This is a genomic window from Sphingopyxis sp. C-1, from assembly GCF_001047015.1.
In the GTDB taxonomy this organism is placed as follows: domain Bacteria; phylum Pseudomonadota; class Alphaproteobacteria; order Sphingomonadales; family Sphingomonadaceae; genus Sphingopyxis.
Genome location: NZ_BBRO01000002.1, coordinates 179,306 through 192,344 on the forward strand (window position 1 = coordinate 179,306; position 13,039 = coordinate 192,344).

Sequence of the window (13,039 nt, forward strand, 5' to 3'; positions counted from 1 at the left end):
GGGCCTAGCCCGCAGCCAGGCTTCAGCGCGAAATATCCTGCGCGACATCCGATAGCTGATCGACGGTCGCGCGCGAAAAGGGCGCGAAATCACCGCGGATGCCATGTTTGAGGACCGACAGGGCGAGGCCGTGTTTCGCGGCCGCCGCCAGGTCCTTGCCCTGCCATAGCCCGTCGAGAACGCCCGCGGCGAATGCGTCACCGGTTCCGACCCGGTCGATCACCGGCGCGACGACCGCAGGGTCACTTGCCCCGCCTTCGTCGCGAGTATCGATCCGCGCCGTGATCCGGTGAACGTCCGGGCCGACAATCTCGCGCGCGGTCGACGCGACATATTCGAGCGAGGGGAAGCGATCGAGCAGCGCAAGCGCCGCCTCGCGCCGCCGGTCCGCACCCTCACCCGAAAATTCTTTCCCGAGGAGCAGCCCCGCATCGCGATGATTGCCGAACAGAACGGTCGCCTGCGCGACGATCGGTTCCAATATCGCCGCCGGATCGGGCTGCCAGCGTTCCCAAAGGCGGCCGCGCCAGTTGCCGTCGAACGATACGCCGATCCCTGAAGCCCGCGCGCGCGTCACAGCTTCAAGCACCGCTTCGGCGCTCTGCGGTCCGAGCGCGGGGGTAACCCCCGACACATGCAGCCACTCGGGGGTGGCGAGGTGATTATGCCAGTTCCAGGCTTTCGGTGTGGCCTTGGCGAAGGCGGATTCCGCGCGGTCATAGACGACCTCGGCGGGTCGCAGCGGTCCGCCGGGGAGATAATAATAGAGGCCCATGCGGCCTGCGGGGCGGATAACGGAGGCGATATCGACCCCGTGCCGGCGCAGTTCGCCAAGGACGCCGTTGCCGATCGGGCCTTCGGGAACCGCACTGATCATCGCCGTGCGATGCCCGAGCGCAGCGAGCGCAACGGCGACATTTGCTTCGGCGCCGCCGACATGCGCGTCGAAATACGACGATTGCAGCGGCAGTTCACCATGCGGGACCGAGACGCGCATGACAATCTCGCCAAAGCAGGCGATGGTCGAGGGAGTTTTGATCATTTCCCGAATCCGGTTTCCGCGACGGCGACGCAGGCAATATCGGCGGCGGAACCGAAACGCGCGGTCGCGGTCTGGCCAATTGCGAGGGGATGGACCCCGGTAATCGCACCCGCCGAAATCCATTGCCCCGGCTGCAGCTCAATGACGCCGCGCCGATGGAGGTCGACAAGGAAGTTCAGCGATCCCCAAGGCCCGTCGAGCACGTCGATCGCGCGCCCGGTTCCAACCGTCGCGCCATCGACCCGCGTTTCGACCGTCAGCGTCTGGAAATCGGCGTGATCGAGCGATGGGCCGAGGAGCAGGCCATTGTTGATGCCGATGTCGGCGATGATGCCATAGGGCGCATGGTCGTGGACGTCGGGCGCGGGCGAACTCGCGACCTCGAAGCCCGCGCGGATCTCGTCGATCCAGGCGGCGCCATCGGCGCTGGCGGTCACGCGTCCGTCGGGCACCGCCCGCAGGCGCAGCATCACTTCGGCCTCGATCGCGCCCGCGCCGCCGGCAAAGATCGCCGCCCGGCCCGGAACCTCTCCGTCCAGTTCGGCGATACGCAACACCGGCCCGGCGACCCGCTCGGCGCCAAGCGTCTCGATCAGCGCCGGCGGAATACGCCCGACCTTCCAGCCGAGCACCGGCGCTCCTAGTGCGGCGATCAGGCGTTGCTGTATCGCATAAGCCTCTGCGAGCGTGGTCGGCACCGGCGCCGGAAAAGCTGCCAGCGCACGTCCCGACAGGCGTGCATCGAGCAATGCCGCTGCCGGATCCGGCGCGGCCGGTGAAGACGAAATATCAGACATCAGGCCAGTTTTGCGCTCAGCAGATAGCGTTGACGACTTTCGGCGGACTGCCGGCGCAATTCGACCATCGCCCGCTCCTCGGTCTCGTCGAGCATTGATTCGAGCAGGCGGTTGAAGTGGCGCCGCATCGCGAGCCGCGCGCCGGCCGCATCACGCTTGCGCAGCGCGGCGACGACGTCGGCATGTTCGGCCTGACGTGCGCTACCGTCCTTGCGGCAAACCATCGAATGGCTCGTACGCACTTCGGGCAGTTCCATCCGCATCCGCCACAGGCTTTCGATCACATGGATGATCGCCTTGTTGTTCGATGCTGCGGCGATCGTCATGTGGAACTCGCGGTCGATCGCGCTGATGTCATCCTCGCTTGCGGTGTCGTCGGCCATCGCGGTGAGCAGACCTTCGAGCTTTTCGAGCGTTTCGGCAGAAATCGTCGGCGCGGCAAGCGCTGCCGCTTCCGCCTCGAACAGCGACCGTGCCTCCGTCAGTTCGAACGCGCTGACCTTTGGCAGGATCGCATTGTCGCCGGGAAGGATCGCCTCGACATAGGCGCCAGCGCCGGTGCGGATGTGGATCCACCCAGTCGCCTGCAACGCGATTTCGGCTTCGCGGATCGTCACCCGACTGACCTCGAACCGCTCAGACAGTTCGCGTTCACCGGGAAGGCGCGTTCCGGGCGGGTAGCTTCCGTCGAGAATCAGACGCCGGATTTCGTCGGCGATATCCTCAAAAAGGCGGCGTTCGGCCATGGCTCAATCATCTCCCCAAATGCGCTTATGGGAGTCCATACAATCCGGTATGACAAGTTTGAAGCCCATGACCGAACTTAGTTCTAAATCCGAGCCCGGATACCGATGAAATATTTCGCACCATAATAATGATACTGACGGCTGCTGCCATAGACCGGCATATAAGTCGCCTTCGGCTCGTTAAAGATGTTGAGCGCCTCGAAGCGTAGCGACACGCCCTTCATCAGATCGAGTGAGGCGCGGAAATCGACGGTTTCGCTGGGCGCGACATAGCGAAGCTGGCTGTTACCGCCGACGAAGTCCTGGAAATATTTCGCGCGGTAATTGTAGATCGCCTGCAGCGAGACGGGGCCGATTTCATAATAGGCCTGCGCCGACAGCACATGTTTCGAATAGCCCGACAGGTTCGCGGGCGGGATAATCCCGGCGCTCACCGTATCGGTTTCAGGATCATAGACCTCGCCGAGCCGGATATCCTGCGTTTTGAAATTGGAATCGGCGTAGTTGTAGCTGACCTTGGCGCCCAGCCCGTCGAGCGGTTTGGGCAGGAAGCTGAAGCGCGTCGCCGCGGTCAGTTCGAGGCCATAGATGCGCGACTTGTCGGGGCTGTTGCGCGTCTGCGTCACCGGGATCGATACCGACTGGCCGTCGATCGTGAAATCCTCGTCGAACACGACCGGCTGGAAGCCGCCGGTGAACTGCTTGTAATAGACAGTCGCCGACAGCAGGCTGTCCTTGTTCGGATACCATTCGAGCGAGAGATCGCCATTCCACGACATCAGCGGTTTCAGGCGCGGGCTGCCGTTCGCGGTGATGTTGCGGATCGCATCCTCGATCGAGGTGAAGCTGGTGCCGTCCTCAAGCAGGATCGTGCGCCCGGCGCCGAGCGAGCTGGGATTCGGTCGCGACATCGCGCGATAAGCCGCGGCGCGCAGCAAGGTGTTCGGCGCAACTTCGAAGATCGCGTTGACGCTGGGCAGGATGCGCGTGTTCTGGCTCTTGATCGTCACCGTGTCGAAATCGCCCGAGGTAACGAGGCGGATCGAACCGTCCGGATTGGTCACGACGCTGAGGTCGCTGCGCAGGCCGTCAGAGGTCACGCGCGTGTTGACGACGCGCACGCCGAAGTTGCCGCGCACCGGCATATTGCCCAGATCGGCGTCATATTCGGCCATCACATAGCCCGCGAGCGTGCGTTCGGTGACATCGCGGTTCGCAACCGAGCGCGTGTCGGGCAGATTGCCGGGGTCTTCAGCCCCCATATATTCGCGGAACAGGCAGTCGACATCGAAGGTCGCCCAGCTATTGATAGTGTTGCCCTTGGCTGCGGACAGATAATCCTGCTGCGGGAAGGCGGTGCGGCAGAGATTATTGATGCGGCGGTCCTCGGCAATTGCCGGGTTCAGGTTGAAGTCGCCGTTGCGCACGTCATAGTCGCGGTACGTCAGGTGCGACCAGCGACCGCCCGCCGAAACCTTGCTGAGGAAGCCGTCCATTTCATAGGCGACGTCGAAGCGGCCGGCGTAGATTTCGTTGTGCCGCTTGCTCTCGTCGCGGCGGAAGCGCGCATCGTCCCAGAAGAGATTGTGATTATTGAGGTCGAAGCGCGGGTCGATCGTGATCGTCGGCACGAAACTGCCCGGCGTGATCGAGTAGGTGTAGGGAATGCGCATGTTGTTAAAGACGGTGCGCACGCCGTTGACGTCGGTCGGGTCGGTGCGCAGGCGGAAATTGCGCTCGATCTCGGTGCGGACGGTGCGCGAATAGCTGCCGTCCAAGGTGACCGTCAGCCGGTCCGACGGCTGCCATTCGACCGACAGGCCGCCGCCCAGATATTCTTCCGACCGCGACAGCTCGGAGCCGTTCGATTCGAGCGAGCTCAGGCCATTGAGGCTCTGAACGATGCCATTTTCGTCGAAGACGACATTGGTCAGGCCATAGCGGCCTTCGGACAGGTTAAGGTCGCGACGGTTCTCGACATAGGTGCGGTCCGAATATTGGACGTCGAGGTTGATGTTGAACTGATCGGACGGGCGCCACTGGATCGATCCGAAAATCGCGTCGCGTTTGTCGGTCTCGCTGATCTGACGGAACGTGTACGCGTTGGGGACGAGATAGAAGGGCAGATTCTGTCCATACTCGTCGCGCGTATATTCATTGCAATTGTTGTTCGCGACGACGGGCGAGGCCTGGCACGCGGTCCAGGTCGTCGATGCCGCGAAGGTTTCTTCGGGATTGTTCGTGTCGTTACGCTGGACGCCGATCGCGATGCCGATCGTGTCGTTCGCGAACTGGTCGACATAGCTCAAGGTCCCGCGCCAGCCGATGCCGCCCGACCCGACGATGCGGTCGCCATAGGGATTATACTGCGCCTTGACGTCGGCCTGCAGGCGGCGCTTGCCGAAATCGAGCGGCCGCAGCGTGCCGATCTCGATCGTGCCCGCGACGCCGCCTTCGACGAGGCTCGCCTGCTGGGTCTTGTAGATCTTGATATTGTTGACGAGTTCGGACGGGAACTGGTTGAAGTTCACCGAGCGGTCGCCGCTGCCGTTCGTCGCATCGCGGCCGTTGAAGGTCGCATTTGACAAAAAGGGGCCGAGACCACGAAGCGCGATTTCCGACGCGTCTCCCTTTTCCCGGTGCGTCGTCGCGCCGGTAATCGTCTGGATCGCTTGTCCGACCGAGATCGCCGGGATGTCGCCGATGTCGTCCGACGACAGCGCGTCGACGATCGCCGTTTCCGCGCGCTTGGTATTGATCGAATTCTGGATCGTCTCGCGGATACCGGTAACGACGATCGCGTCTTCTTCCGGTTCAGCCTGCGGTGTGGGTGCATCCTGCGCCATCGCGGGCGCCGCGGCGATCAGCAGCGTCGAACCAGCACCAGCCAGCAACGCGGCGCGCAGCGTGCGCGCGCGGATCGGATTGCGAGAATTCACGTCGTCTCTCCCTGAAAATCGATTCTGTTCTGCCGGACGCTGTCGAGCATGTCTGCCATTTTGTCAACAATGATGTATGTCAGATTGGTTAGTCCAATTTGACATACACTATATTTAGTGAACGAGCTGGCTCCGCAGCCCCGGCACCGCGCGCGCAAGCGCCTGCGTAACCAGCTTGGCGGTGACCTCCGCGCCAATGTCGCCGAGGTGGGTGTAGTCGAACTTGCGCGTCACCTGACCGCGCGCGCCATCACCCGCGATCGGCGCCGGCTCGGCGGGCGCCGGTCGAGGGGGCAGCGTCGTGCCCGCCTTCGCCGCGGCGAGTTCTTCATCGGTCGGCGGTTCCTGCGCGAGCTTCGTCGCCATCTCCGCACCCATTTCCTGCGCCTGCGCGGCGCTCAGCGCGTTGAGATCGACGAGCGGCACGTCCATGGCCTTTGCAATGGCGCGCACCTGGTCGGACCAGCTGGAGAGCGTGTTCCGAAGCTTGCCATCCTTGAACTCGCGGCGCGTCAGCGGCGTGACAAGCACCGGCGTTGCGCCCGCCGCCCTCACCTCTTCGACGAAGCGGCGGAGGTTGGCGGGGAACTCAGTCGTCTCGTCGGTCCAACGTTCGGACTTCGACGACTGATCATTATGCGCGAACTGGATCAGCACCCAGGTGCCGCGATAGCCCGGCACCTTCGCCTCGGCGAGGGCAATGTCCCATCCGCCTTCCTGCCGATAACTGCGCGTGCTGCGTCCGCCGCGACCAGCGTTGACGCAGGCGACCGACGATTTGACATGGCGCGAGCAGAACGCCCCGCCCCAGCCGCTGTGCGGTGCCATCGTCGAATCGCCGACCAATATGATCTTGTACGGCTCGAGCGGCGGCGCATCTGTCCGCTCGCGGGTCTGGGCCTGCGCCCCGCTCGCGAGCAGGGCAACGATGGCCGTCGCAACGAGCCGGCGCATCAGGAGAAGCCCAGCCCGCCGTTGATGTCGAGGCAGACGCCCGCGAGGAAGCTGGCCGCCGGCGACGCCAGATAGACGATCGTGTCGGCTACTTCGTCCGGATGGCCTTCGCGGCGCAGCGGGGTGTTGCCGGCGACTGCGGCGCGACCCTCGGGTTTCGAGAAAATGTCGTGGAAGCTCGTCCCGATCAGGCCGGGGCAGACGGCATTGACGCGAATGCCTTGCGGCCCGAGTTCCTTGGCCATCGAGCGCGTATAGGTCATCAGCGCGCCCTTCGCGGTGGCATAGACCGATGCGCCCGGACCACCGCCATCGCGGCCGGCGAGCGACGACACATTCACGACCGCCGAACCTTCGCCGAGGAAGGGCTGCGCCGCCTGCAGGACGAGGAAGACCGACTTGAGGTTCAGCGTCATGACGTGGTCGAAGAAGGCTTCGTCCATTTCGCTGAGCGTCTTGCGCGCGACCATGCCGCCCGCGAGGTTGACGAGGATGTCGAGGCGGCCGCTGAACGCGATGCCGACCTCGTCGAGCATTGCCTTGACCGCATTGCTGTCGGTGACGTCCGCCTGGATCAGGAAAGCGTCGCCGCCCGCGTCCTTGATGGTCTTCAGCGTGTCCTCGGCGGCTTCGCGACCGCTGTTGTAATTGATCGCGACGCGAACGCCGGCGCGCGCGAGCGCGATCGAGACCGATCGGCCGATATCGCGGCCGCCGCCGGTGACGAGCGCGGTTTTCCCCTGGAGGTTCATGTGATGCAGTTCCTTATTCTTGGGTGTTGGTGGGTGGGGTGACGACCGGTTCGACGCGTCCGCCGATCAGCCAGAAACAGAGAAAGGAGATCGGTACGATCGCCGCGCTCAGCGCGAAAATCGGCGCGTAGCTCGTCTTGGTGAGTACGGGGACGAGCCAGGTCGTGATGAGCGTCCCGGCGACCGCGGCAGTGCCGCTGATCCCCGCGAGGCTGCCGACCGCGCCGCCGCCGAAATAATCGCTCGGCAGCGTCTGGATATTGCCGATCGCCATCTGGAAACCGAAGAGGATGCACGCGATCAGCAGCACTGCATTTAGCGGCTCGCTCGCTCCGATGGTGAACAGCAGCGACGGCAGCATGATCGCGCAGCCGATCGCGATCGTCAGCGTGCGCGCTTTGTGAACGCCGCCGCCAGCGGTGATAATGCGCCCCGAAAGCCAGCCGCCGAACAGGCTGCCGAGCATCGCCCCGACGAAGGGCACCCATGCGAAGAGGCCGATCTGCTTGACGTCGAAGCCGAAGGTTTCAGCGAGATAGATCGGCAGCCACGACACAAAGAGCCACCACACGGGATCGAGGAAGAAGCGCGACAGGATGACGCCCCAGCTCTGGCGATAACGCAGCAGCTCGCCCAGCGGCACGCGGCGGCTGTCGTCGCGGCCGGCCTCGGTGCGGCCGGTGAGGATATATTCGCGCTCTTCCTCGCTCAGGCCGGGGTGTTTTTCGGGGTCGGCCTTGTAGAACCAAAGCCAGGGCACAAGCCAGACAAAGCCGAGGACGCCGATCAGCAGAAAGGTGCCGTGCCAGCCGAACTGGACGAAGAGCAGCGCGATCAAAGGCGCCGAGATGATGCCGCCGAGCGATGCGCCCGCGTTGAAAATACCCTGCGCCAGCGCGCGCTCGCGGGAGGGGAACCATAGCGCATTTGCCTTCGCTGCGCCGGGCCAGTTACCCGCCTCGCTGATCCCGAGCGTAGCGCGCAGCACCATCAGCAAAGGCATCGAGCGGACCAGCGCATGGGCCGCGATCGACAGCGACCAGACGACGATCGAGATGGTGAAACCCATGCGCGTGCCGATGGCGTCGAAGATGCGCCCGAAGATCGACTGGCCAAAGGCGTAGAAGATCATGAAGATCGTCACCAGCAGCGCATAGTCTTCCTTCGACGCGCCGATTTCCTTCGACACCTCGGGCCACATCACGGCAAGCGCATTGCGGTCGATGTAATTGATTACGGTCGCGAGCGCGATCAGGGCGATGACGCACCAGCGGAAGCGGCCCTTGATATTGCTCATTTTTTCGCTCCGGTTTTCGCGAGATCGAGGCGGCCTACGGGGCCGGTCCAGGCGAGGGTGCGTCCGTCGACGGAGAGACTGTGCTTCGCATCTGCCGCGACGTCGTCGGCGACCGCCAATATGATACGCCGCCCGTCGACCAGGGTGACAAGGACCAGATCGACGCTCTTTTCCTTGCGGTGCTCTAGCCCCGACACGCGCGCGCTGCTCGCGACCACCGTCTCGGCCGATGCGTCATAGGCGCCGTGCGGTTCGAGCAGGCTAACGAAAGTCGCGTCCGCCGCGCCATCGACGCGCTGGATCAGCGCGGGTTCACGGCGCAGGTTGAATTCGGGATCGTTGGCGCCGCTTTCGGCGACGATGAAACGCGCACCCGCGGGCGGTAGCATATGATAGGAATAGAAACGGCTGCCCTGCATCCATGTCAGCCGCGCCTTGCCCGCCTTCGTCCCTTCACCGTCGACCCACAAATGCTCGTAGCCGTTCGCTTTGCCCAGCACCGGCCGTTCGGCGAGCTTGCGGTCGAACGCGATGTCGCTGTCGATGATATGCCCGGAAAAATGCAGCGGCAGGTCATAGCGATGCCTGCCGCTGCCAGTCCCGTGGAGGATATCGAGCGTGAGGGGATTGGCGAGGCCTTCGACCTCGACCAGCAATAGCGTGCGGCGGATTTCGACGTCTTTGTACGCGCTGTCGATTTCGCCGATCGCATAGCGCGTCGGTCCTTCGAGCGACGCAGCGAGTTGGCGCGTTCCCGATTTCTCACCGGCTTTCCAGTCACCCGCGAAATGGCTTTGTTCATCGACGACGAGCGTGTTGTGCGCGATCGTCGCGCTGGCCCAGCTATCGTTTTCGGGCAGGTATCGCCCGCCGCGCTTTGCCTCGACATTGAGGAAGCGCGCGGCGCCATAGTCGGTCACGACCGCGCCGGTCTCGTCATAATAGAGCCAGCCGAGGCGGTCGAAATGGCCATGCCCCATGCCCTGCACGGTGTTCTTGGCGACGAGCAGCGGGCCGGTCGGGTCGGGCTTCGTGCGCAGGAGCACAAGCGCGCCGTCCTTGCCGTCGGGGCCGTCGGAAAGCAGTCGCGATCCGAACGGCCAGGGCTTCGCCTTGCCCGCTGCGAGATCGGCGGCCATTGCCTGACCCGCGGGCGTCAACACGGTGCGCCCCTGCCAGTCGGCGATCGACAGGAAAGTCGGATCCTTCGTCGCGCCATATGCGATCGCGACGGCGTGATAGAGTTCCTCGGTGCGCAGGCTCTTGTCCGGCATTGCGTCATTGATCGGCAGAAAATAGCCATCGTGCGTTACGTCGATCGCCGTGCGGATCGCCTTCAGCACGATGCCGTCGCGATATTCGAAAATCTTGCGGTCGGGATCGTTCGCCGCAATCGCAGCGGCGAAGACGACGAACGGCTGCAGCGCATAGCGCTGATAATAAGGCCCTTCGGCATAATAGCCGTCGGGCGAGAAGAGCAGGTCGAGCTGACGCAGGAAGCCCGCCTTGCCGCTCTTGTCGAGGCCGAGCAGCGCCTTGTCGACAAGGTCGCGGTCGCCGAGCAAATAGCCTGAGAGGCCGACGCCCGCCGCGGCCCAGGTCGCGTGATTATGGATACGATTGATGACTTCGGGCGAGCCGTCCGAGAGGAAATGCGCCATTGGGCGGATCACCTGATCGTCGATGCGCTTGCGGTCGGCGGCAGAAAGGGCACCGCGGATCTCCGCATAGCCCTGCACCGCGTTGACGAGGAAGACGCTGTCGTTGAGGCTCTGCCAAAAGAGGCGGCCGGGAACCTGGTTCGACGCAGCGGGATGCGGTCCGAGTTTCGGATAAAGGTCAGCATAGGCCAGCAACAGGTCGCGGACATGATCGCGGTAACGCACGTCGCCGGTCAGGCGGAAGAGCTGGCCGCCCTCGAAGATCGTACGGTAATTGCGCTTGTGCTGTTCGTGGGTGAAGCCGCCGCCCGGGTCCTTGGGCACGGGCACGTTGATGCCCGCCTTGATCGAAGCGTCGACATCCCGCCGGGCGCGCTCGACCTCGCCCGCGAAGAGCGGCGCATAGGCCTGCTGCGGCGAAGCTGCCGGTGGAGTTTGCGCCTGTGCCGCGGCAGAGGACAGCGTGGCGGCGGCGAGCAGAAGTGCAAGACTACGGGTCACGGGCGCGCCTCGACGTTGTTTTCGATCAGGCCGCGCGGGGGGCCTTTCCACGCAAGTTCCTCGATGCGCGGCGACGGCGTTGCGGCAAAGGCGTTCGAGGCGATCCGGGTTTCGGGGGCGCCGACCGAATGAATGACGACGATGCCGTCCGACTTCGCAAAGCTATTCTGTACGATGTCGGCGTGCTGGGCGCCCGAGATGCGCAGCGAAGCACCGTCCATTCCGCTGTCGGCAACGCTCGATCCGGTCATCGCGAACCACGGACCGAAAGTGCTTTCGTCGGTGCCTTTACGCAGCAGGTCGGCGACCATCGCGACGCGCGCGAAACGGCTGCCGGCGATTGTCAGCCGTTCCATCGGATACCAGCCCTTCGGTTCCTGTTCGCCGGTCGCGGCGACGACCACGCCCATCTCGGCAAAGTCGCTGTTCTTGATCGACACATCGTCGGCAAAGGTGCCGGGCGCCATCGCGATCCCGTTGAGGCGGCCCTTGCCGGGGCCGCGCACCGAAACGCCTGCAAGCGCGACGTCATAGTTGGGCGCGACGCCGCTCTCAACCACGATCAGCGCGCCGTCGCCGGACGCGCCGCTTGCATCGATCGCGACATTTTCGAGCTGCAATCCGCCGCCGCCTTCGATTTGCGCGAAGCTGGAGGCCACGCGTAGCACGGGTTTCGCATCCTTCGATCCGGCGATCGTCAGGCGGTGCTGCACCGTCAATGGCGCCGCGATGTCATAGGTGCCGGCGGCGAGCGCGAGGGTATCGCCCGCCTTCGCATCGGCGACGGCCTGCGCGAGCGAGGCGCCCGCCGTAAGTGGGCGCGTATCGCCGGTGCCGAACGCCGCTTCGGGCGTGTCGCCGCGATACCAATTGGCGCCAACCTCCGCCCGCGTCACCGGCTTCAGGTCGCGCGGCGCGCCGACCGCGGCGAGCGCTGGATCGGTCGGGTACAACAACCCGTTGGCGGCGCGTTCGAGCTTGACCTCGCGCTGCTCCACCCCCGCGCCCAGCAACGGCTTCGCGACCTTGGCCTCGACATTGCCGGCGAGCGCGATGCCGCCGATTTCGCCCTCGGCGCGGAACGGGTCCTGCCCCTTTGTTCCGACGATCAGATTGCGTTCGAACTTGCTGTCCGTGGGCGCTGCCGAACGCTCGGCATCGGCGCCCGCGGCCAAGGTGATGCGCGCGCTGTCGATGATGCTGTTGCCCTCGATCCGCGCGTTCGCGACCTGATGATAGCGGTTGATCACCGAGTTCGGCACGCCGTTCATCACGCTGAGCGCGCTCTTGAACGAGGTGCCCGCGAGCCCTTCGAAATAATTACCGCGCACGATCTGGTCGCGGTTGATTACGCGTACGCCGCCGGTATCCGCCACGCCCTTGCCGAGGAAGATGTTGCGCTCGACAAGGTTGCCGTTGCCGTGGCGAAGCACGAAGGCGCCCTGCGCTTCGAGAACGAGATTTTCGCGGATGACATTGCCGCCCGACTTGATCGAGACGATCTCGACCTCGCCGCTGGTGCGATCGAAGATGTTGCGTTCGATGATCGTGTTCGACGCCGACAGCGACTCCTCGCTGGTACCGATGCGGATCGTCTCGCCGCCGTTCGAGCCCAGCGGCGGGCGCGGGCCGAAATAATTGTGATCGATGCGGTGGCGATTGTCGAGCGGATCGCCCGCGCGGCGAATGGCCGCGAGGGTGACGCCCGCATTCGTCTTACCCTCGAAATGCGAATGATCGACGCGGTTGCCGGTGCCATAGAGCGCGACCCAAATGTCCTCGGCACGGCGGTCCGCCTTGCTGAACCCGTCGATGACGACCTCGGTCACGCGCACGTCGGTCGCGAGCGTTTTCGAATCGCGCCGGAAGCTGATCACTTCATCGGTCGGGCTGGCGCCATTTTTGAAGACGAGCCCCGAAACCACAAGGTTTTGACCACCGATGCGCAGGTTCGACTGGCCGGTGAGCAGCACCTTGCCCTTGGTCTGCGCGGTCAGGGTGATCGGCTTGGCGGCCGTGCCGGTGCCGGTAAAGACGATCTGGAAGTCGCGCCATTCGCCGTCGCCAAGGATGATCGTATCGCCCGGCTGCGCCTTTTTCACCGCCGCCTTATACTGAACCTGATCCGATACCAGCATGTCGCGCGCCAGCGCTGGGTGCGCCGTCGAAACCAGCATCGCTATCGTTAGAACCACCCTCATCTGCACTGCGCCTCACCCTTCTTATGATTCTTGCAAACTGGACTACACAACAGGTAGGACAATATCAACCGCATTTCGGTATACAAGATGGGTTGACATATTGGTCTGACAAGACGAGCCTGCCTCCAAACAAAGTCATTGAGGGAGAG

9 protein-coding genes are annotated in these 13,039 nt (G+C 64.1%); all 9 read right to left on the reverse strand.

The features are described 5' to 3' along the window. Positions 1-22: 22 nt before the first annotated feature. Positions 23-1,042: a sugar kinase gene (locus SC1_RS15540; protein ID WP_062184673.1), complete on the reverse strand. Its 1,020-nt coding sequence runs from the start codon at positions 1,040-1,042 to the stop codon at positions 23-25. Next, the gene (locus SC1_RS15545; protein WP_062184676.1) at positions 1,039-1,839 is read right to left on the reverse strand and encodes a 2-keto-4-pentenoate hydratase; all 801 of its coding nucleotides are present in this window, start codon (positions 1,837-1,839) and stop codon (positions 1,039-1,041) included. The genes SC1_RS15540 and SC1_RS15545 overlap by 4 nt, the downstream gene beginning before the upstream one ends. Continuing rightward, a complete protein-coding gene (locus SC1_RS15550) occupies positions 1,839-2,585 on the reverse strand; it encodes a FadR/GntR family transcriptional regulator (RefSeq protein ID WP_062184679.1) in 747 nt (248 codons plus the stop codon). Before SC1_RS15550 ends, SC1_RS15545 begins: the two co-directional genes overlap by 1 nt. 83 nt (positions 2,586-2,668) lie before the next feature. Then, complete coding sequence (locus SC1_RS15555; RefSeq protein ID WP_062184682.1) at positions 2,669-5,524, reverse strand: TonB-dependent receptor; 2,856 nt, start codon at positions 5,522-5,524, stop codon at positions 2,669-2,671. Between the two features lie 114 nt (positions 5,525-5,638). Beyond that, complete coding sequence (locus SC1_RS15560) at positions 5,639-6,478, reverse strand: rhamnogalacturonan acetylesterase (RefSeq protein WP_152682466.1); 840 nt, start codon at positions 6,476-6,478, stop codon at positions 5,639-5,641. Then, entirely contained in the window at positions 6,478-7,230 is a 753-nt protein-coding gene (locus SC1_RS15565) for an SDR family NAD(P)-dependent oxidoreductase (RefSeq protein WP_062184688.1), read from the reverse strand. Before SC1_RS15565 ends, SC1_RS15560 begins: the two co-directional genes overlap by 1 nt. Before the next feature lie 13 nt (positions 7,231-7,243). After that, a complete protein-coding gene (locus SC1_RS15570; protein ID WP_062184691.1) occupies positions 7,244-8,527 on the reverse strand; it encodes an MFS transporter in 1,284 nt (427 codons plus the stop codon). Then, positions 8,524-10,689: a heparinase II/III family protein gene (locus tag SC1_RS15575; RefSeq protein ID WP_062184695.1), complete on the reverse strand. Its 2,166-nt coding sequence runs from the start codon at positions 10,687-10,689 to the stop codon at positions 8,524-8,526. The genes SC1_RS15570 and SC1_RS15575 overlap by 4 nt, the downstream gene beginning before the upstream one ends. Beyond that, positions 10,686-12,890, reverse strand: a complete 2,205-nt coding sequence (locus SC1_RS15580; protein WP_152682467.1) for a chondroitinase-B domain-containing protein — start codon at positions 12,888-12,890, stop codon at positions 10,686-10,688. The genes SC1_RS15575 and SC1_RS15580 overlap by 4 nt, the downstream gene beginning before the upstream one ends. Positions 12,891-13,039: the final 149 nt, after the last annotated feature.